The following is a 22,565-nucleotide window of genomic DNA, read 5'->3' as shown; positions in this document are numbered from 1 at the left end:
TAATGAAACTACTTCAAAACACACTAATTACAATCTGTATATGTATTGCTGGCTGCCAATCGCAAGGCAGTTCATCACAAAAAAATAATACAACCTCACAGCAAAATGAAATTGAGCTGATACTGACTGCTGACTTCACCTCGAATAAAGAAAAGCTAGGTAAGATTTATGATTTTTTTGATATTGCTGTAAGGACCGAGCGCGGTAATCCTAAATCTAAGCCAGCTACCTTTGGCCGAAAAGCCAAAGTTAACACAGTGCGCATGCTAGGTGGATGGTACAACCAAGATCTTACTGGTGATACATATATTTGGGACGGTGAAAAATACGTTTATAATTTCAAAGCAGCAACTGATCGCATTGATAGTTGGCTTGAAAATGATTGGGATATATTCCAGATAGTGTTGGATAACCCACCTTGGGCATTCCAACGTGGCTATACTTTTGTCAATGAGCCTGATGGTATAAATTATTTAGCCAAAGACCGAATCGGCGTATATGGCAACGGTTTACCACCAAAAGACGCTAAAGCATGGCATAAGTACATTCGAGCCTTTATCACCCATTTAGTCGATACATATGGTGAAAAGCAGGTATTAAGTTGGCGATTTAGAGTGGGTTCAGAAATAGATACTCGTCCACAGCATTGGGCTGCTACACAACAAGAGTTTTTTGAACACTATCAGAATACAGTTTTAGCAATAAAATCAGTACTTCCAAATGCCTTAGTAGGTACTCACTTTAGAGAAGCCACCCACAAAAGTAAGTACATTGATTACACAGGCAACACTGAAGATGCTTATGCTCCACACTTTGTTAGTTGGGCAAAACAAAATAATGTGCCCTATGACTTCTTAGCCATTTCTTATTATCCGCATATCACTCATCCTTATGAAATGAATATGGATGAAGTTTACCAAAAGCAAATAGCCCCCATTTTAGAGCACCCTGATTATAACGCTGATGCCCGCTTTGAAATCCATGAGTATAAATTTATCGTAAAAATGAAACGAGCAGGTTTCGTCAGTGTAGCAACATCACATAATTCGGCATTTTTTGCCATGCTGTCAAAAATGATGCTAGAAAAAAACATCGAAGACGTTTACCAATGGGGAAATGCCAGAGATGGCTCGTACAGTCCTGAAGCCATGACACAACTAGCCCTCAATGACATGGTCGGCAATCGTTTTTACCGAAATACACGTAGTGAAACTCTAACTAAAAGAGGAAATAATATCGATGGTATATTTTCTCAAAAACCAAACAGCCAAGACATTGATATTCTTATATTTAGCTTTAATAAAGACAATATGGAATATCAAAAACCCGAGCCAATACAGCTTTCATTACGTGTTGATAAACCTGCCGGTACACTGTTTAAGTATCGGGTTGCACAAATTGACAATACAAGCAATTTCGAACAACTGTTTTTTGCAGATCACCCGAAAGCCATGATCCCACAAAGCCAAGGGGGCTGGCGTAAAAACGACGCTCATCCAACTGCATCGGCTACAAATGCATTAAACGAAACCGGGCTCAAAGTTTATAAAGAAAGTCTATCTAAATATGGAAAAATCAACAAACTCAATTGGGGCGAATGGCAACAAGCAAAAACTATCGCAGACAGTAACCCAGCGCATTCGCAAGTACAGATACAAAAGACTCTGCCCTCTTTTGCTGTACAAAGTTATCAGATTCGCTGGTAACAGATTATTTAAACTTTCGGAATGACAAAAAATGACAACGTTAAAAACACCACTTGCATTGCTGCTGTTAACCTCTTTATTTGGCTGCAGTCAATACGACACAAATAACAGCGATACATTAAGTAAACCTATTATTCACGAATCGTTTGAGCAAGGCGGCTGGAATGCTGAGAATACAACTTTACCAATAAGCACCCACCAACCTGGGTTAGATCCATCCCTGCCGATGAATTTTTTATTTGCTCAGCTACAGGGCCCCCACTCTTTCACTATTGATGAATCAAAAGCACGCTCGGGCAACTACAGTGCAAAATTACTATGGAAAGCAAATAACCCATCACAATGGAACGGCGATCCGAAAAAGCTAGACAACACGGATCGTAAAGCCATGTTTCATGGTAAAAAAGCGCAAAGTAATATCTCAACCGTATGGTATGGGTTTAGTGCTTACTTTCCTAGTGAACATACGCAGTTTACACAAAATCAAGGTGCACTATTTTTTCAAATACACGGCGCACGAGATGGCCTAAGTGAACCAAACCGCATCCCCCCAGTTTCTCTTAACCTTAAAAAGCAGGGCTTTAGTTTAGGTTATTCATGGGATAGTAAACAAATCAGTACCAGCACCCAAGGGGAAGGCAATGATACCTTAATGATCCCCGCTAACCTTGCTGAATATCAAGATCGCTGGGTCGATTTTGTTTTAAAAGTTAACACCAATCCTTTTCAAGAAAAAGGCGGTATTACCTTATGGATCGACGGTAAGCAAGCCGCAGATATTCAAAACATACAGTTAGGTTACAACGACAAGCAAGGCGTTTATCCCTCTTTTGGTTGGTATTTATGGGGAGAGTATGTCAATCGTAACCAAGACGTGATCATGTATTTAGATGACGTTAGGCAAGGCGAGGGAACTGATATTTCCTATTCAAATGTCGCACCATGATAGATAGGTAATGCTTAGCTAAAGCCTTACTCCGTCTAGGCTTTATAAGTAAATACTTAAATATAAAAATTATTATTCAGAGCGTCCGATTCGCTTTGGTACTGAAAAATTTTATGAAAACCTTATACATGCTGCCGCACAAGCAGATAAAAAGACATAGAGTTTGGCATTCATAACGCCGATGGCTGGACTTCAATTGGTGGGCCTATGCTTTTAGCGCTATATATCAATGGAAGGGCTCACTTGCTCATAGTAATATGTTCAAATAAGTCTACCTATAAAAACCAAATGATAATTATATTTAATAGTACAATCGAAAGCCTTGATATTGTGCTATTGAATTTATTAAGTATTCAGTAAGGTGAGAATATCGGTAATTATTGCCTTATTTTCAATACTCTGTGTCATATCATCTTCCATATAATATAAGTGATTTAATAATGTCTCTATATCACCTAGTTTAGATGGTTCCGATATAGCTAAGCTCCTGATAATACTTAGAATATGGCTTTCACTTTCACAGTCAGACTTGACTAATAATTCATACGCCGATAAATCAGCGTAACTGGTATTGTTCAGCAGAACCTCTAATGCTGTATTCCTTATATTGGGGTTTTGCGAATACTGGTATAGAGCTTCAATTGAGGCTTGGTGTAAGTTTGCTAATTTAGCGTGATCAGCATCGGCTAAAAATCTTAATAGTTGGATCTGTTCAATTTCACTTAAATATAAATTAAATACTGTATTTAATAGTTGCGCTTGCGCAGCTTTATCATCTAATGAAAATAATAATTGAATCGCAAAAATGCGATTTTCGTCAATATGGTGGTATAGCAATTCATCAATTACTGCTTTAATCTGTTCTGTAGTACCTAGCGCTAAAATTCTTTGCAAATAAATACGATGCTCACCATGCGGCAAATCAACTAATGTATTAAGTAACTGATAATAGATATTAGGGTGAGATACTGCTAATTGTGCCACTTCAATCATTGTGGCCTCCGACGATGAAATAATATCATCATCTGGCCGAGGTTCACTTAACATTTCTACCCAGCTGTGTATATCTTTAACAACTAGGTTACTTCTAGGTTCTAGTTTAGATAAAAGAGAGGACGAATTAATGTCTGCTTTTTCAAAAAATAACGTCTTTTTTGCAAGGTTGTCCTTTGAGACATCGGAATTAAGGCGATCGAAAGCATTTGATGCTTCATGATTCAATTGTAGTACTTGCTGCACGCAGAGTAATACAAATAAAGTTACACCGATTAAAAGTGTAACTTTACGTAATGTTATTATTAACACCAATAGGAAACCATTATTCGTTTACAGAACGAATATCAATATAACTATTATAAGTATTCCCTGTGATACTAATAGGTGCGTTACCATGCTTGGACAATGCAATCACTGTTTTATTACGTCTTTGCGAAGTTGAACCATCAGCACTGAAATTATTATTCTTCATTTGGTTTAAAGTACCATCGAGGTTCTCAAAAGTTACACCTCTATATTTACCGCCTCCGCCTAATGCACTCTCTGAACCAGCAACCTTACCACCTAAATTTACAATGGCGTTGTTGTTTACTTTTGAGTTACGCGTATTTTCTAATAATATCGCTCTTACAGAGCGATTGATTTCGTTATTTTCAATTGTGATATTTGACGCTACACGCCCAGGTAAGTTTTGCTTGATGCTAAGCCCAACTGCAGTGTCTACAATCTCGTTACCGCGCATCACAATGCCATCAGCGCCACGTTTAGATGATATACCGTCAAATGCACGCTTAATAACATTATTTATTAAGTGGTACTCACTTCGCATATTCGCATTTTGACCATTAGCAGAAACATAAATACCCGCATCGCGAATACCATAAAACTCACTGTTTCTAACTTCACCACGTTTTACAGAACTAATAAATACACCACTGTCACCCCCAGCATCCGAAAAAACCTTATCAGAGCCTAACGTTCCGCGCATGAGCACACCATCAACAAGTGCGTTATCTATTCGCTGCGGCCCATTTGTCCATGCTCCTCTTATAGATAATGCATCACCTGTTTTCTGAACTCCTTGTCTAGAAGGTGGTACAAGGCTTTGAATTGGTACAACGGCTGAGTTATCAGATTTTGAAAATTCAAAATACCCTCCTTTCCAACTTACATTTGCATTTCGCTTATTAGAATAACGGCATTGATCAGAAGCACTTTTCACTGCATCAATACTAAACATGTCACCATCAAGCCCTGTAGCCGAAGTGAAGGTAGCTCCTGATGCATTTACCGTTAAATCTTTTCTGACAACGATCGTAATAGGTTTAGATATAGTAAAATCACCAGTGATTGTAACAGGAACACCGGTATTAGTGGCTCTTTGCAGCGCCTCAACAAGTTGTGAATAATTTCCGCTGGCGGGATTAAATGGCTTTTTACTGCAACTATTTTGCACAGCTTGAGCTAAACCCGATGTAGCTGACAGCGCTAGAGCAATACTAAAAAGTCCAAAGAGTTTTGTTTTTTTCATTTTTATACCTTGTATAACTTGATTGAATTTGATCTCAAATTAAGCATTATGATTAAATTGGAGCAATAATGAACATTAGCAAGTTAGGAAATATTTAACAAGGAAAATTGTTCCCGAAATGGATGCAATATAAATGGTGGCTTTTTAGTGAAAAATATAGGTATATAAATGTATTAGCAGTGATTTATGAGCCATTCCTAATAGGAACGTCATGAAAAACACATTGCAATAAGCTTTAATACAATGAATAGTGTGTTCATTTTTAGACCTTTCAAATAAGGTGAAAATTTATTAATTTTCTGAGCTTCAATTACAAAAAATAATATGTCTTATTCATGCTTGGTCTACTAAATAGTATTCTTATTTGATTAGAGAGTTCTATGTTTGAACGCATTCATTGGATTATTCAGCGCAAAAGAAGTCGCTAGAATAGCGTGAACCATATTTAATAAAAAATATGGTGTAATGAACGCGTTTAGTTTTCCATATGACTAATAAAAACCCTAATAAATAGGTTTTCTTAAAGTTCAGAACAACTATTAATATGAAACCAAAGATTGCGGACCCAAATCATTTATTGATTTTGCGCCTGTCAATGTCATGGCTACTTTCATCTCTTTTTCATAAAGGTCTAGCAAATGCTCAACGCCTTTTTGACCATTCGTTGCCAAGGCGTATATATAAGAGCGACCTAGCATGGCGGAGTCAGCCCCTAGGGCCAACATTCTGACTACATCGAGTCCATTTCTGATACCTGAGTCTACGAGAATTTTAATGTCTCCTTTGACCGCATCAGCAATCTTAGGTAATGCTCTTACTGACGACATAACTCCATCTAATTGCCTACCACCATGATTAGAGACTACAATACCATCAGCACCGAATCGGACGGCATCTCTCGCGTCTTCTTCATCTAAAATACCCTTAATGATCATTGGACCATCCCAAAAATCTCTTATCCACTCAAGATCTTTCCAGCTAATCGATGGGTCAAAGTTGTTACCAAGCCAGCCTATATAATCGACTAAAGACGTTTTTTCGTTACGATATGCAGAAATATTTCCAAGATCGTGAGGTTTACCCATTAAACCCACATCCATAGCCCAGCGAGGATGTGTCATAGCTTGTAATATTCGTTTCGATGCTGCGAATGGGCCACTCATGCCAGAGTGCATATCTCGGTATCGCGCACCTGGGACAGGCATATCTACTGTAAATACAAGGGTTTTTACGCCAGAAGCCTTTGCTCTTTGTAGCGCATTTTTCATAAAGCCTCGGTCTTTCAAAACATACAACTGAAACCACATTGCGCGGTCAATGTTAGGAGTAACTTCTTCTATTGGACACACTGACACGGTAGACATTGTAAAAGGGATCCCTTTATTTTCAGCAGCCTTAGCAGCTTGTACTTCCCCACGCCGTGCATACATGCCTGTTAAGCCTACAGGCGCCAAAATTAAAGGTAGGTCTAACTTCTCCCCAAATAGCTCCGCACTTAAATCTAAGTCAGACATATCTTTTAAAACACGCTGCCTTAAGGCTACATCAGATAAATCTTGTACATTTCTATTTAGTGTATGTTCTTTGTATGAGCCTCCATCAATATAATGAAATAGAAAAGGAGGGAGTTTAGCTTTAGCAGCTTTGCGGTAATCTGTAGAGGCTGAAATAATCATTTTACTTCCAATAGAACATATAGTTATTGTGTATTGGATAAATATACGCCACTTAATATTGACTGTATATTAGCAATAATAAAAAAGACTGTTTCTTAAATGCGGCTAATAACTTAACTTTTATTCAACCACGGTGTTATTTCATACGCTTTATATTTAAAAATTTTACTCTACTAATCTATACCCTACTGCAGGTTCAGTTAGAATATGTACTGGGTTAGCAGGGTTAACCTCTAGCTTTTGCCTAAGCTGTGCTATGTGGACACGAACATATTCAGGGCGTTCAATATATTGCTCACCCCAAACATCACTTAAAATAGCGTTATGTGTTAAAACTTTATCCTTGTTTTGAAACAACAAAAGTAAAATTTTATATTCTTTGTTAGTCAGTTTTACTTCGTCGTTGTTACGCATCACTATATGCTTATGAGGATCAATAGTTATTTGTCCGCATTGCAATACCATACTAGGTTGCGTATTAGCCCTTAATAGTACTCGCATTCTAGCTAACAACTCATTCGCACTAAAAGGCTTTGTAATATAGTCATTAGCCCCATTATCCAGAGCGGTTACTTTTTCAACTTCACCATCACGAGCAGAAAGAACTAATATTGGGATTTGACACCATTGACGTGCCTCAATTAACCAAGCTTGGCCATCCATATCGAGTAGTCCTAAATCTAGCAGAACTAAATCAAAGTTTTGCTCACTCATTAAAGCAAACCCATCGAGCCCTTTGGCTCGGATAAATACGTTATACCCACTGGCTTTTAAAAGTGTTTTTAAAAAACTCTGTAGGGGTGGTGAATCTTCAAGAATCAAAACATTAGCCATGCTTACCTCCCCCAACTGAGGGTTGCTGTAGCTATTTTCGTTTGATCATCCACTCTTAACATAAACTCACCTTGATGAAACTTTGCAACTACATCACAAATTACGCTGCCGAGCCCAACACCTTCATCTGCAGTAGCGCGTTTATTCACTATTTGGTTACTAACTGATATTTGATAATGCATTACATTATCGGTTTCCTTTGTAGTAAATTGCACTGTGGCTACACCATTTCCATAACGCGCAGCGTTTTCGAATATATTTGCGAGCGCTATTTCAAGCAGCGTTATATCACCTAAACATTCCGTAGCCTTATCAAACGCTAGCTCTAAATTAAAGTTGCTCAATTGCTGTTGCCTACGACCCTTAGCCTCTGTAACTAAGGTGTGAACATTAATCGATTGCCATACTAACTGTTCACCGATTTTATTTACTCGGCTTAACTCCATTACTTTATTAAAGTGCTGATTTAGGATTTCGCTTTGTTCATAAATATTTTTCGCTTGCTCAGTAATGATGTCCTGCTTTAATTCGATATTTTCATCGGCTAACATACTCGATGCACCCATAATAGTCGCCAGAGGTGTTCTTAAATCATGCGATAAGCTACGAAGCAACGCGTTTTTAGCTCCCTCCAACTCGGCTTTTACTTGCATAGCAGCGGATTCACTTCTTAGTATTGAATTTTCGTGAACCTGAAGTAATAATGACAGTGCGGTGTCTATGAATGCTCGCTTTTCTGCTGTTAGACTCGTATCAGTATAAAATCCTCCCCACTTGGTATTATGTTTAACAGTAAAATACTCTTCACTATTTTTAGCATTCTCTTCTTTACTATCCCACTTTAGTAAAATACCTAAATGCCCCTCTATTGCTATTGTAAATACCTTACGTTGCTGTGCTATATCATCTAAGCCATTAAGCGTTTTTGCTAACTCGTATAAACACCGGGTGTTATTAGCATGTAATTGAGTATCTCTAACATTTTTACTTAGCTCCCCAGCTAATTGACTAATCATTAACCCTACAATCAGCATGACAATAAAGGTGACTAAGTACTCAATTTTTTCTATATGAAACGTAAAATAAGGCATAACAAAAAACCAGTCAGTACATGCTACACTCACCAACGTCGTTATCGCCGCCAAAGCCGCATTTTTACGCACTGCTACCCATGCAACCCAAAGTAATTGCAACATAACAATATCGGTGGTGGTTAACCAATCTCGTATAGGGAAAATAGCTACTACAATCAAAATAGGTGTGACTGTAGTCACTAAAAAACCCTTAAAACACGTATCAATATTCATTGTGCACTCTCAAAACCTTTATGTTTATAGGTTACTTCTTTTTAAAAGGCTCTGTATAAAGTTTTTATAAAGATTTTTAAACCTTGTATTAAATCTTTGTAAAGTTTACGTCTGTTAGCGTGTTTATTTTTTTAAAAGTCTTAGTCTTTGTCGTGAAGCACTTTTTTAAGGAGTCAGCATGGCACAATTTACAGTTATAGGGCTAGGTAGTTTTGGTGTTACAGCTTCGCTTGAACTTGAAAATCAGGGGCATCATGTATGTGCTGCCGATATAAGCGAAAACACTATTAATATGTATGCTAATCAATTAAATTATACCGTTATTTTAGACGCCAGTGATGAGAGACAGCTTGCTCGGCTAGACTTAACAAGTTCTCAGGCTGTATTGGTAGCAATTGGCGAAAATATTGAGGCAAGTATTTTATGTGTCCTGCATTTAAAGAACCTGGGGGTTAAACAAATATGGGTAAAAGCGTGCTCTAAAAGCCACCATCAAATTTTAAGCCGACTTGGTGTATCTCGTATAATTCACCCAGAAGAGGAAATGGGTCTGAGAGTAGCAAATGCACTTAACTATCCGATGGTTAATCAATACTTTGCGCTCACACAATCTACTTTTATTGTTGAGCTTGCCATCGATTTACATTTATCTGGCCGCACAATCGGCTGGCTTTTAAAAGAACGTAATACAGATATAAAACCCCTCACATTGCGCCGGGATGACAGTTTTAATACCGAACTTAATTTAGATACCGAATTACGTCATGGCGACAGTCTTGTACTATTAGGATCTAAGCATTATCTAACAAAGCTCACTAAACGGTTCAAAGCGCTATGATTAACTGGCAAGCTAATGTACTCCCCAAACAATTTAATCACCGTTTAAATCGCTTTAAAAAACCAATTAACCCTCCTTTAATCTTAACATGTGGGTTTATTGTACTGATTGCTTTAGGCACTAGCCTATTGTTGTTACCCATTGCAAGTGTTCAGTCACTTAGTTTTATGCAGGCTTTTTTTACTGCCTCTTCAGCGGTTACAGTAACAGGCTTAGTAGTGGTTGATACAGGAACAGTGCTGACTACCTTTGGCCAAAGTGTTGTTATGGTACTTATTCAAATTGGCGGAATTGGTTTTATGACTCTTGCTGTTATTTCTTTCTTAACAATAGGAAAAAACTTAGGATTAAAACAGCGCTTACTTGCAAGCCAGGCATTTGATACCAGCGATTTAAATGGCGTAATACACATAGCAAAGTGTGTTGTATTATATTCGCTAATCATTGAAGCTATTGCATTTTTATTGCTGTTCATCAATTGGACAGATAAATATAGTGTAACGGAGGCTGCGTACCAAAGCCTTTTTTATACTATTTCTGCATTTAATAATGCGGGGTTTGCACTTAATAGTGATAGTTTAATGGCTTATAAAGGAGATGCAGCAACAAACTTTATAATTAGCGGTTTATTTATTATAGGAGGGATAGGCTTTACTGTTTTAATCGATATTTATCAGCAGCGTCGTTGGTCTAAATTATCCACCAACACACGGCTGGTACTCATAGCAACGGCAATTATAAATAGCTGTGCATTTTTACTTATTTTTTTATTTGAATATTCAAACCCTGCTACGCTTGCCTCTTTAACTTTTGATGAGCAGATATTAGCAGCATGGTTTCAGGCTGTGACACCACGTACAGCAGGGTTTAATACCTTGACTATTAGCGAGCTAACCGCTGATTCTACTTTACTTATGTTGCTGTTAATGATCATAGGTGGTGGCTCAGTAAGTACAGCAAGTGGTATAAAAATAGGCACATTTATTATTTTATTACTGGCCATGTATAGTTACTTACGCCAAAAACCACAAGTCACAGTATTCAACAGGCAACTGAGTGATAAGCTTGTTATAAAAGCACTTAGCGTGTTAGTACTATACTTGTTCACCGCTTTTTTAAGCATCATGGTGATCAGTAAAATAGAGCAAGCTTCGCTTTTAGACATCACTTTTGAAACAATTTCAGCGCTTAGTACAGTAGGTTTATCTCGCGACTTCACAAGTAGTTTAAGTACACCAAGCCAACTGGTTATTATTTTACTTATGTTGATAGGAAGAGTGGGGCCTCTTACTTTTGCATACTGCTTTACTAAACCTAAACTACAACATCTTAAATTTGCAAAAACGACTGTCCAGATAGGTTGATACTATATTTACTAATATGAGGCGATTATTGCCTAGAATTTGAAGGTAGCTTGAATATCACCGATGATACTCAAGCTCTTTTTTGTGATCAGTATCTACTGATACAATTGAGTTCTTTAAAAGTTAGGCAAAGCCTTTTGGCCATAGATAGCTCTATCTGGCGCAGCCATACTCGAGGGTCATAATATTTTTTATTTGGTGAATCAGGATCATTCGGCGAGCCAATCTGAGTTTGCAAAAAGTCACTGTTGTTTTCATAGTACTTATGTACACCTTGCCAGCAAGCCCATTGAGTATCGGTATCTATATTCATTTTTATGACGCCGTAACCGATGGCTTCTTTGATTTCTGCTGCTGAAGACCCAGAGCCACCATGAAAAACAAAGTTTAAGCTATTATGTGCAAGTTCATACTTATCTTGAACATATGCCTGGGAGTTTTTAAGAATAAGAGGTGTTAGCTTAACATTTCCTGGCTTATATACCCCGTGCACATTACCAAACGACGCAGCAATCGTGAAGGCATCACTCACTTCAATTAGATGTTCATAAGCATAGGCAACATCTTCAGGCTGTGTATATAGTAGCGAGCTATCAATGCCAGAGTTATCAACGCCATCTTCTTCACCACCAGTGCAACCAAGCTCTATTTCAATACCCATATCGAGCTTAATCATTCGTGCTAAGTATTCTTTACACGTTGCGGTGTTCTCTTCTAGGCTCTCTTCTGATAAATCGAGCATATGCGAGCTAAATAATGGCTTTCCTGTGGCATTATAATACGACTCGCCTTCGTCTAATAAACCATCAATCCACGGAAGTAGCTTTTTAGCAGCATGATCCGTGTGTAAAATGACAGGAATCCCATAAAACTTAGCGACACCATGTACATAATGCGCGGCAGCGATTGCTCCAGCAATAGATGGTTCATGTCCAGATAGTCCAACTCCTTTACCGACGAAGAAGGCAGAACCACTGTATGAAAGCTGAATAATAATAGGAGAATTGCATTCTTTTGCTGATTCAAGTGCGGCATTAATTGAGTTAGTGCTAACAACATTGACCGCAGGGTAAGCAAAGTTATTCTCTCTCGCATAATCGAATAACACCTTCATCTGGCTTGCATTAACAACGCCAGGTGGTACTAGGTCACGTAAATCAGTCATTAAAACTCCTATTAGATAACTATAAACAATTAATTTTAAGTATTAAAAAAGCTACACAGAATATTATCAATTTTATCTGAGTAGCTTATTAGATTTTCATGCCAAAAAGTGGCTAGTTTAATATTTTGAAGCAGCCAGCTCTTGCTCTAAAGTATCTGCTGAAGGCTCATCATGAGCCACCTTACTTTTTTGTAAATAGGCAAATGTAGCAGTCACAAAGTAAATCAGTGTCGGCACAATTAACCATATTCTCACAAGCTCAATATCTTGATTAATAAAAGAAAATATACCTAGGCACGCACATACGAATAGAGCCAAGTACGACACAATAAAAGCACCGCGAGTCATCACTGATAAAGATTCTTTTTGCAGTGTTTCCTTTTTACTTTCTAACTTTTTCAGATAATCAGCTTCAATTGACTTACGTTCAACCTCTGCACTTTCTGCAAGGGCTTGCTCAGAATATGTGTTCTTTGCTCCCATTGCATAAGCTAATCCGCAATACAACAAAGTCGCAAAAATCCAAATTGGAATTAATATGAAGAAAAGGTGCAAGGTGCCAGATGTTTCAAGTAAGTAACTCACCGCTAGAGAGCTTAACCACGTGATAATGGCAGCGTAATTTGTAGTATTACCTTTGTATTTTGACCAATAACGAGTGAAACCAATACGTGGGAAAAGCCAGTGCTCAGCTACAATAACCGCACCTACAGGAGCCATCATTAAACCCATGATCCCAACAAAGCCTAACAATTGAGAAAATACAAACGGAAAACACGCAATGATTGTAGTAACAATACCAACAACCACCGTTACCTTGGTACGGCCCCATTTTTTATTTAATGAACTAAATGCTAAACCGGCACGGTATATTGTTGGATTTGATGTTGTCCAACCGGCAATAATAACAGCAATAATCCCGCAGGTACCTAGCGCTTGAAAGGCAACTGAACCTGGATCTAGTGCCACAATAGTTGTATTAAGTAAAATAGCTGCGCCTGCGCCCATAATACCAGCACAAATCCACGCTAAATAGTGACCGATAAACATACCTAATGCCGAGAAATAGCCATAGCGAGAATAACGGGCAAAACGTAATAGCGTCATATCTCCCATTCCACCGTGCATTGCTAAGTTAGCAACCCAAGCAAAAGCAGCTACATGCCAAAAGCCTATCCCACTATCTGTATCAACCCAAATTGATTGACTAGCAATATTTAAAAAGTCGGTAAAGCTACTAATTGAATTAATACCATTGGTAGCTGATACAATTGTTGGCAATAGTACTAAGGCACCTACAATAAACATTAGAATCATCCAAGGAGCACAGATTTCAGCAAACGCAGCTAATTTTTCAAACCCTTTCACGGCCATAAAAACAACCACAGCGCCTACACCAAGTGCTACAAGCACAAATCTTAAATCTGTTGGGTACCAATCTACTTGAGGGGGGATATCAAAAAGAACACGAACAGCTGATGCTGATACTGTTATCATTGCGCCAGCAAGCACACAAAATAATATGCCATTTATTACACTGTAGAGTTTTATAGTGCCCGGCCCTGCTATTTTTTCAAGGTAGGCATAAAGAGTTAATCGCGTATCTGTAGCTATTGGCGCCGTTACCAAGCCCCAAGTTAAAACGGCTAATAGATTACCTAGTAGCAAACCTAATAGTATATCGCTGGCCCCTACCCCCCATGATACAAATAACGCACCTATTACAAATTCTGTTCCTGCAACATGCTCTCCTGCATAGCTGCCAGCAAACGTATTTGCTGATTGTAATTTATTGGGAGAAACGGGTTGCGTTTCAAATTCTTCTGCTGTCGACATGTTGCCTCCACTGCGCCAATTTTTGTTTTTTTTATGACAAATTAATCGACGTTCTTTATTTTTGTGTGTGTTTTCAAGCTAAAAAACATGCAAAGGCGGTTCAATACCTCTGCATGTTTATTTTTACGATTAAAAGTATCGTTTTATACAATACCTGAACCGTTTCCGCCGCTTGATGGGCGTTTAGATGCAACCGCAGAACGATAATTAGCTTTACGATAAGTTGCTATTGGGTCGATTGCACCACCTTTACGTAAGCGAGCCATCGCTAAGATAGGGCTAACATCAGTATTAAATGCATTTTTAAGTGTGTTACTTGCCATCAATGCATCATTATCTTGCTGGTATTGCGATAACTTTTCGCGGTCAACTAACAAAGCTGATACAAAAGAGCGCTGAACACTTGCAGCAGAGTTCATTAAGCTTTCAATCGGATCTGTCACGTTATGTGATTGGTCTAACATGTAGTTAGGGTTAAAGCCTTCCTGATTTCGGTATTGCGCATCAACTAGCTCATTAAAAATTAAGAACTGCTGATAAGGGTGTAAGCTACCGCTATCAAGATCATCATCACCATATTTACTGTCATTGAAATGGAAACCACCCAATTTTTTAAATTGAATTAAGCGAGATACAATCATTTCAATATTCACGTTTGGTGCATGGTGTCCTAAATCAACTAATGACTTAGCTTGAGGGCCAAGCTCCATAGCTGCAAGGATATTACTGCCCCAATCTTGAATGATGGTAGAGTAAAATGCAGGTTCGAACATTTTATGCTCGATATGTAGTTCCCAATCGCTTGGAAGACCTGCATATATTGTTTTCATGCTCTCTAAATAACGCTCAAAAGCACTTTGGAAGTGTTGTTGGCCTGGGTGATTAGAACCATCACCAACCCAAACCGTTAATGTTTTAGAGCCGAGAACTTTACCCCATTCAATACAATCAAGGTTGTGTGCAATGGCAAGATCGCGTGATTCAGCGCTGGTATTACTTAAAGAGCCGTACTTAAAGCTATGCTCTTGGCCTGGCTGATCTTGGAATGTATTTGAGTTGATAGAATCCCAGCTTAGATTTAACTCATCTGAAAATTGTTTTAACTCTGTAAAATCATCCACTTTGTCCCAGGGGAAGTGAGGTGAAACACGCTCTGTACACTGAGATAAATCATTAATAACCGCGCTGTCTTCTAATTTTTCCCAGATATTACGTGGCTCGCCTTCACCTGGAAAACGAGCAAAACGTGTTCCGCCCGTACCAGTACCCCAAGATGGAACTGCAATTTGAAAAGCCTGAGCTTTCTCTGTAATGTCTTCGATATTGATATCAATACGCGCAAGTTTATTGCCTAATGCTTGGTAGTCTTCATTTAAGTCGCTTAATAACTGAGCATTTTCATCAGCTATCAGAGATTTATCAATACGTTGTGTCATAATTTATTCCTAATACTTATATTGTGTATTTTATCAGTCTATAAATGAGCGCTTTTACAAAGCGCTCTAAAAAGTGCAGCCCTAGCGTAAGAAAGCTTCGTGAAGACCACCATCAACACTAATAATCTGACCAGTTGTTTTACTCAACTGACCTGAAACCATTAAGTAAGCAGCTTCTGCTTGATCTTCTGGCGTGATAGGTTGTTTAGTGAGCGTTCTTTGAGCATAGAAATTAGCGAGCTTATCCCGAAGTTCATCATCAGAATCTTGCTCTGTAAATTCAACATTATATTTAGTTAAAGATGCTATTACACGGTCACGTGGGAACATGGTGCTACCCTTAACAACCGTTGCAGGCGCTAAACCATTTACGTTAACGAGTGGAGATAATTCAACTGCTAGCTCACGAACAAGGTGATTAGCCGCCGCTTTTGATGTGTCATAGGCTAATGAGCCTTTCTTCGATACCGCAGCATTTACACTTGTAGTAAGAACAAGAGCGCCTTTAAAACCTTGTGCTTTCCAAATTTCATTAGCCTCAGTACCTACGATATAACCACCTTTAACATTAACAGCAAAGCTAACATCAAATTGTTGGTCATTCGTCATGCCCGGCTGGCCAGGCGCTAAGAACACGCCTGCTGTTACAATTACTTTATCGATGCCGCCATAAGCCAACGTAACCTCTTTGAACATTTTCTTAACGCTTTCGCGGTCAGTAATATCAACACCCTGAGCAATAGCTGGACCACAGCTTGAAATACCCGTACCGGCTACACCAATACCTTGGCCATAAATAGCAGTCAATTCATCTGCGGTCTCTTGTGCAGCCTCAACACGCAAGTCCGCACATACAACATGAGCACCTTCTTTTGCCACTCTAAATGCTGTTTCTTTACCAATTCCATCGCCAGCACCAATCACAACCACTACATCACGCGCTAATGGCGCTTCTTTTGGCATGCGTTGAAGCTTAGCTTCTTCAAGCAACCAGTACTCGATATCAAATGCTTCTTGCTGAGGTAAAGCTGCGTATTCATCAATTGCTTCAGCACCACGCATAACTTCAATGGCACAGTTATAAAATTCAGCTGTTACTCTTGATTCTGATTTATTTTTACCCCATGCAACCATACCAACACCCGGTATTAAACATACTGATGGAGACGAGGCTCTTTGAGCTGGTGAGTTGTGACGCTTACATTGTTCGTAATAATCACTGTAATCTGACTTGTACTGTTCAACACCTGCAGACAATAATGTTTTCAATTGCTCAATACTATCTGTTTCAGGGTTCCAATCTACATAAAGAGGTTTAATCTTAGTTCGTAAAAAGTGATCAGGGCAAGACGTACCTAAATCAGCCAACCTCGGTGCATCAGCACTATTTACAAAGCGTAATACAGTATCATCAGACTGGACTGTACCAATCATCTTTTTCTCGCCAGAGACTAAGCCACGTAAATAAGGTAATACTGCACCTAGGACTTCTTCACGTTTAGCATTATCTAACTTAGCGTACTTTTGACCACCAAAAGTCATTTCACCTTTATCATGTTCTTCAATATAGCGAGCCGCTTTTTCGATGATATCTAGGCTTAGGTCGTAACACTCTTTGTTATCATTAGCCCAGTTAATAACACCATGTCCAGCTAAGATAGCACCTTTCGCATCAGGGTAGTCTTTACAAATAGTCTGTAGCTTCAAACCAAGGTCAAACCCAGGGCGCTGCCATTCAGTCCAAACTAGCTCATCACCAAAGATTTTCTGTGTTAATTCTTTACTGTTTTTACTTGCAGCCACTGCAATTACTGAGTTCGGGTGCATGTGATCGACATGCTTATATGGAATAAATGCGTGTAAAGGAGTATCGATTGAGGTCGCACGAGGATTTAAGTTAAATGTTGCATGGCGATACATATCAACCATGTCATCTTCAATCTGTGTTTTAACACCTACCTCATCAGCACTATGGTAAATGTCTTGAAGAGCAATTAATTTACTCATGTACAACGAGGAAAAATTCTCAGGTTTTGATGTTCTTAAGTCACCACCAGAACCTTTAACCCACAATACTTCAACACTTTCACCAGTAAGAGGATCAACTTCCATTGCTTTCGCAGAAGTATTACCACCGCCAGTATTGGTAATTCTTTGGTCAGCACCAAGAATATTCGAGCGATAGATAAGGCTTTCTACTGGGGATAAATTTTCTACTACAGCATCGTCCCAGCTATAATTTACATGTTTATATTCATTACTTTTGCTTGGCATCTTCTGTTTAACTCCAGCTGTTAATTAGTTTTTAATAACTTTTAAATACATTGCACGTAATACTACAGCCCCAACAAACACAGTCAAGCATTTTAAATCATTTTCAGTCACCAAATTATCAATAAGAGTCAGGCTCTTCCTTTTTTTTTAGAGTAATCTTTGTTTTTATGGTGGAATAAAGTGAGATTTATTATTGTAAGCGGCTAAAAATATTAATAATTTTAAGTTTACTACTTAAAAAGAGTCGCCCTTTACAAATATTAGAGTAGCATTTATTGGTAGCTATACAGTTTTGTCTTTACTAACAAAACCTATAAAGAGCTTTTATTCGGTGGTATGGATTGATTTCTTACAAAAGTAGGAATTTAAAAAATATCAGACGACTTTGGCTTAATAAAGACTACGATAAAACTTGGCTCACTTTTGGCGTCACCAAGTGTTAATGCCAAGCCAGTAAATTAATTTGTGTAATTGCGCCTTCAATTTTAGTTCGTGCCGAGCTATTCGCTGAGTAAACGGCTATTGTTGGTGGTAAAAGCCATCAATAAACACTGCCCGCTCAATCTAGAGTAAAACGTCATAGCCTTATTATCATTTCCTAAATCATGATCAAGGCTGAGCTGTTTTACTTAACCAGCATGCAAAAGTTTAATCATTTCATTAGGCTAATAGGCTCTTAACCAACCGGCTAAAGCAAGTCAAAAATTAAGCCAGATTTTAATGTGGGACACTGAAAAGTAAGCTATTGATAACTTTGATTTTGATTTTGATATAAATTCAAGCCTCTTTATTCGCCTTTACATTTTGCGCTTGCTCAAATATTTCTTTATACACTTCATCGCGGCTGATGGGTGGGTATTTAAATTTAGCGAGTATTAAAATCAGCTCGACTTTGAGCGATGATTTAATATCGTCGCGGTTATTCCAATCAACAAATTTAACTTTGTCGTCTACGATAACTTTTACCGCTTGGGCCAGCTCAATGAGCTTATCTTCGGGGTAGTCAAAGTCGTACTTAACCGCTAACATTTTTAGGGCGTCGTAAAAGCCTTTTTCTTCAATATCAATGCCCAGCTCGTCGCCTGCGTTCATTTCGTCGCGTACGCTGTAAATCATATCAACCATGCTTTCTGAAAAGTCATCTAATACGCTACTTACCAGTACGTCATCTTCTTTTCGCTCGTTGTAGCGCTGTACAAGCGATTCAAAGCGTTTAGTAAAGTCGATACCTTGGGTTTGGTTTACTTTTTTAAGCTCACCTATGGCTTTGGCTAGCATTTGTTGCAGTATTTTTATTTTGGTATTGGGGAGTTTTATTTTTTCTATTTTGGCGATGTAATCATCATTAAAAATATCAATTTCGCCGCCGTCTTCATTGCCGAGTTTAAATACTTCTTCTACGCCGTCACTTTGCAGGGCTTCGCTTATCATTTCACGTACCTTAGCGTTCATTTGAGCGGTATCGGGCGCTTCGCCTTTGGTTAGCTTGTAAATAATAGAGCGAATGGCAAGGTAAAAGTGAATGTGGTTACGCTCACTTTCGTTTATTTTTTCACTACCACAACATACATCGTATGCGGCTTTTAAACGCTTAACTAAATCCATAAACCGCTTTTGGCGTTTTTCGGTAATAAGTGCAAACTCAGCGGCGTGGTTTAAGCAGTTTAGTTGGGCAACGGCTTCGCCGGTAAAGTAAGGGCTGCTGTCAAATTTATGAAATAACTGGGCAAGTAACGCTAAATGGTTTTTTACCTCAATAACCGAGGCGGTAATGTCTTCAAAATTAGTTTCGTCTGTTTTTGAATACTGCGCTAACGCTTTATTCATTTCAGATTTAATACCAATGTAGTCAACCACTAGGCCTTTATCTTTGCCTTCAAACTGGCGGTTAACCCGCGAAATAGTTTGTATTAAGCTGTGCTTTTGCAGTGGCTTATCTATGTACATGGTATCTAAAAATGGCACATCAAAACCGGTTAGCCACATGTCTACCACTATGCACTCTCCTATTGATTATATAAATTCGGGTCTCTCAGCAAGGTTTTTCTTAAATTTGCTAAACACCACAAGCACTGCATTTACTGCAACAGATTTTAAGATACCGTGATATAGGTTTAACGTTAAAAAATGACAGCACAAAAAAGCACCCTAAAAAATCAGGGCGCTTTGCGTTTAGGACAAATAAACGAGGGTTATACAAATTTAAATAACAAATATAGCAGCATAGCTTTCATACTATGCTTATTACTTTGGCGATATTGCTCATAGTTGATTATGCCAATAGCCATCTTGGTACAGAATAAGGTCAGCGTAATAAACCAGGCAAAATTTTGAGTTGATTGGTACAGGAAAGAAAGTACCGCTGAGCCACCAAAAACAATGGTCGAATAGATGATTTCTATTCGATATCGACTAATAGCTTTCAAAATTTTGGGCATTAAAAACCATCATCGAACGGTTCAAATGCATCAAAACAATCATCTCCTATAGAGTCCGCTATCGATTCTTCAATTTCATAAACGGTCATTACTCGATTAGATTGGCCCACCACATTGCCGCCAACATCTACGATATTAGCGCTCGCATTTGTGATAGGTAATCCTGTTGAGGGATTAATAGCAATATCATTAGCGTCATTATTTTTCATTTTTTAACCTTATTAATCATTAATTTCTGCTTTCAAATTTAATGATTTCATGATAAAAAACAAACTTGTTTGACTGCGCAGCTCAGCAACAAACGGTTTGAACAAGGCATGCCCTCTTCTTCTATTTTCACTTAATTTTTTAAGTAAAAACCCTTTCCTCTTTATCTAAAAAGTTTATTAATAAGTTTAATTTGAAGACGTTTTTTGTCTGAAAGACGCTCTTAAAACGCATTTTTCGGCACGAAAAACTGCAAAAAAAACGCCTTAGAATGAGGCCAACAAGCGCGTAATGTGGCATAAGCGAAGCTTAGGACACATGGAGTTGCGCGAATGTACAGGCTGGTCTGTACCAACCGCGATAGTGTTTCGCATCAGCGAAATTCGATTAAAATTTGGCACAAATTGATATCGAACCATCTATTTTCGTAGAAAATAAAAGCGAAGAAAAATGCGGATAATGGGGCACCCATCGCATTGTCTGCAGCGGCAGTATGGCGGTTGGTACAGGGCGGAGCACGGTACATTCGCGCTGGGTCTACAACGCTAGCGCGATAGCGCGTTGAGCCAGCTCGTTGCGGAGCAACACCAGAGCTGGCGTGCGTTTTAGGCCCTATGGTTGAGTAGCGAAGCGACGAGGCCATCCGCTGAAGGCGGTTTTTGTTGCGATAATTATCGCGACAATGATTCCGTGCATGCAGTTAAAGCATCTCGGAATGAAAAACGGCAATATAATTATAAAATGATGATAATTATTATGTTGCGATGCTAGTTAGTTTTAACAATTAACTCATCAAAAGGATTTTTGAATTGACTCAGCAACCATCAAAAAATTTAGAAAAGAACAACCCATTTCATACTCACTACCCTCGCTATTTTGATATTGATATGCGGTATTATCCAGGCGCAAATAACCACCAAAAAGGGGTTAACAGAACCAAGGTCTCGGTGCTTATTGCAATTCGGTTTTCTATTGTTACACCAAGCATTGTGAGTTGGCTATATGGCATTAATCATCGCCTAGCATTAGAGCATTTAAACCGGCTAGAAAAAGATGGACTATTGCGGGTGGTAAAAACACACCGAAGCCCAGACGGTCGCGTTTATGTGCCTACCTACACTGCTGCCAAATTCGCAGAGGAATTAATGGGCATCGACATACATTTTAGAGCGAATAGAAACCCCGCTTTGCAATTCAATCAAAATAATATAATGCATAATCTAATTAACGCATTTGTTATGCTGCGCGGTATACACAATTATCACAGTGATGAAACATATGCGCCAATGTGGAGTGGATTCATTACCGAGCCTGAATTTCAACGAATTAACAGCCTATCCGCTGCAAGAACTGTGGATGGCGCTGTGCAACTTCCTGATGGCTCAATAGCCGCTATTGAGGTGGAGCACTCTTTTAAAAATAAAACGGCACGGCAGGTCATTTTGCTAAAATATTTGGCCTCGTTAAAAAAACGCGATTACAGTAAGATTTTTTTATTCTCTCAGTCGGTCAAAATTTTTGATGACATTAAACGACTCCACGAACAGTTATTTGAGGAGATGCCACAGCGTTTTGATAAAAAAACGCGAGCACCACTTCTCAGTGAAAGTGATGCTGAATTACTTCGCTCGTCTATTATTTTCCGTACTAAATTATGTGAAGAAATTAATGAAATGTTTTATAAATAGCCAGTGAAAATAAAAAAGCACCCTGGGGTGCTTTAGATTTTAGTTGCTTTTAACTTTAGGATATCCTAAAACTAAACTAACAACATAGAGAGCTATAACAAGTAGCGTATACCCCTTAATCTCTAATGATTCAATTAATGGTGTATAAACCATTTCCTTGAAGTGTAGCCACGCTAATACAACAAAAAAATGCGCATATAATCGAGTTAATGCTGCGAGCTCATTTGCAATGTTACCTAGTGTATTTATTTTATTTCTCATACAAGTTTCCTATAGTTTGTCTTGTACAAGTAACTAGGTACGCTAAAAGAAAATTTAATATT

General features: G+C 38.4%; 16 protein-coding genes and 1 pseudogene. 5 read left to right on the top strand and 12 right to left on the bottom strand.

Going from position 1 to position 22,565, the window contains the following annotated elements:
• The first annotated feature begins 2 nt into the window (after nt 1-2).
• A complete protein-coding gene (locus tag PSH54_RS15125; RefSeq protein WP_273606492.1) occupies nt 3-1,706 on the top strand; it encodes a GH39 family glycosyl hydrolase in 1,704 nt (567 codons plus the stop codon).
• A gap of 31 nt (nt 1,707-1,737) precedes the next feature.
• A complete protein-coding gene (locus PSH54_RS15120; protein ID WP_273606491.1) occupies nt 1,738-2,652 on the top strand; it encodes a heparin lyase I family protein in 915 nt (304 codons plus the stop codon).
• Nucleotides 2,653-2,997: 345 nt separating this feature from the next.
• Here PSH54_RS15120 and PSH54_RS15115 read toward each other — a convergent pair whose 3' ends face one another.
• From PSH54_RS15115 to PSH54_RS15095, 5 genes are all read right to left on the bottom strand, one after another.
• On the bottom strand, nt 2,998-3,873 hold the full coding sequence (locus tag PSH54_RS15115) for a hypothetical protein (protein ID WP_273606490.1): 876 nt from the start codon (nt 3,871-3,873) through the stop codon (nt 2,998-3,000).
• A 97-nt stretch (nt 3,874-3,970) separates the two neighbouring features.
• The gene (locus PSH54_RS15110; RefSeq protein WP_273606489.1) at nt 3,971-5,179 is read right to left on the bottom strand and encodes a right-handed parallel beta-helix repeat-containing protein; all 1,209 of its coding nucleotides are present in this window, start codon (nt 5,177-5,179) and stop codon (nt 3,971-3,973) included.
• Between the two features lie 539 nt (nt 5,180-5,718).
• Entirely contained in the window at nt 5,719-6,855 is a 1,137-nt protein-coding gene (lldD, locus tag PSH54_RS15105; RefSeq protein ID WP_273606488.1) for an FMN-dependent L-lactate dehydrogenase LldD, read from the bottom strand.
• Between the two features lie 165 nt (nt 6,856-7,020).
• On the bottom strand, nt 7,021-7,689 hold the full coding sequence (locus PSH54_RS15100; protein WP_273606487.1) for a winged helix-turn-helix domain-containing protein: 669 nt from the start codon (nt 7,687-7,689) through the stop codon (nt 7,021-7,023).
• Nucleotides 7,690-7,691: 2 nt separating this feature from the next.
• Nucleotides 7,692-8,963, bottom strand: coding sequence for a DUF4118 domain-containing protein (locus tag PSH54_RS15095; protein WP_273606486.1), 1,272 nt, complete (start codon nt 8,961-8,963; stop codon nt 7,692-7,694).
• Nucleotides 8,964-9,174: 211 nt separating this feature from the next.
• Between PSH54_RS15095 and PSH54_RS15090 the strand changes: the two genes are divergently transcribed.
• Both PSH54_RS15090 and PSH54_RS15085 read left to right on the top strand, forming a co-directional pair.
• Complete coding sequence (locus PSH54_RS15090; protein ID WP_273606485.1) at nt 9,175-9,834, top strand: potassium channel family protein; 660 nt, start codon at nt 9,175-9,177, stop codon at nt 9,832-9,834.
• On the top strand, nt 9,831-11,198 hold the full coding sequence (locus PSH54_RS15085) for a TrkH family potassium uptake protein (protein ID WP_273606484.1): 1,368 nt from the start codon (nt 9,831-9,833) through the stop codon (nt 11,196-11,198). The genes PSH54_RS15090 and PSH54_RS15085 overlap by 4 nt, the downstream gene beginning before the upstream one ends.
• A gap of 88 nt (nt 11,199-11,286) precedes the next feature.
• On the opposite strand, the gene fbaA is transcribed toward PSH54_RS15085, so the two are convergent.
• The 6 genes and pseudogenes from fbaA to PSH54_RS15055 form a co-directional block, all read right to left on the bottom strand.
• Nucleotides 11,287-12,363, bottom strand: a complete 1,077-nt coding sequence (gene fbaA, locus PSH54_RS15080) for a class II fructose-bisphosphate aldolase (RefSeq protein WP_273606483.1) — start codon at nt 12,361-12,363, stop codon at nt 11,287-11,289.
• Between the two features lie 117 nt (nt 12,364-12,480).
• Complete coding sequence (locus PSH54_RS15075) at nt 12,481-14,199, bottom strand: nucleoside transporter (RefSeq protein ID WP_273606482.1); 1,719 nt, start codon at nt 14,197-14,199, stop codon at nt 12,481-12,483.
• A 143-nt stretch (nt 14,200-14,342) separates the two neighbouring features.
• Nucleotides 14,343-15,635 carry an L-rhamnose catabolism isomerase gene (rhaI, locus tag PSH54_RS15070; protein WP_273606481.1) on the bottom strand — a complete coding sequence of 431 codons (1,293 nt, stop codon included), beginning with the start codon at nt 15,633-15,635 and terminating at the stop codon, nt 14,343-14,345.
• An 81-nt stretch (nt 15,636-15,716) separates the two neighbouring features.
• A complete protein-coding gene (locus tag PSH54_RS15065; protein WP_273606480.1) occupies nt 15,717-17,909 on the bottom strand; it encodes a bifunctional rhamnulose-1-phosphate aldolase/short-chain dehydrogenase in 2,193 nt (730 codons plus the stop codon).
• Nucleotides 17,910-18,686: 777 nt separating this feature from the next.
• A pseudogene (locus tag PSH54_RS15060) lies at nt 18,687-19,907 on the bottom strand (type I restriction enzyme endonuclease domain-containing protein); the annotation flags it as partial.
• Between the two features lie 439 nt (nt 19,908-20,346).
• Entirely contained in the window at nt 20,347-20,556 is a 210-nt protein-coding gene (locus tag PSH54_RS15055) for a hypothetical protein (protein WP_273606479.1), read from the bottom strand.
• 807 nt (nt 20,557-21,363) lie between these two features.
• Between PSH54_RS15055 and PSH54_RS15050 the strand changes: the two genes are divergently transcribed.
• Entirely contained in the window at nt 21,364-22,242 is an 879-nt protein-coding gene (locus PSH54_RS15050; protein WP_273606478.1) for a hypothetical protein, read from the top strand.
• Nucleotides 22,243-22,281: 39 nt separating this feature from the next.
• Here PSH54_RS15050 and PSH54_RS15045 read toward each other — a convergent pair whose 3' ends face one another.
• A complete protein-coding gene (locus tag PSH54_RS15045) occupies nt 22,282-22,503 on the bottom strand; it encodes a hypothetical protein (protein WP_273606477.1) in 222 nt (73 codons plus the stop codon).
• Between the last annotated feature and the right edge of the window lie 62 nt (nt 22,504-22,565).

The organism is Pseudoalteromonas sp. Angola-30 (genome assembly GCF_028599215.1).
Taxonomy (GTDB): domain Bacteria; phylum Pseudomonadota; class Gammaproteobacteria; order Enterobacterales; family Alteromonadaceae; genus Pseudoalteromonas; species Pseudoalteromonas atlantica.
This window is presented reverse-complemented; position numbering and strand designations above follow the sequence as displayed.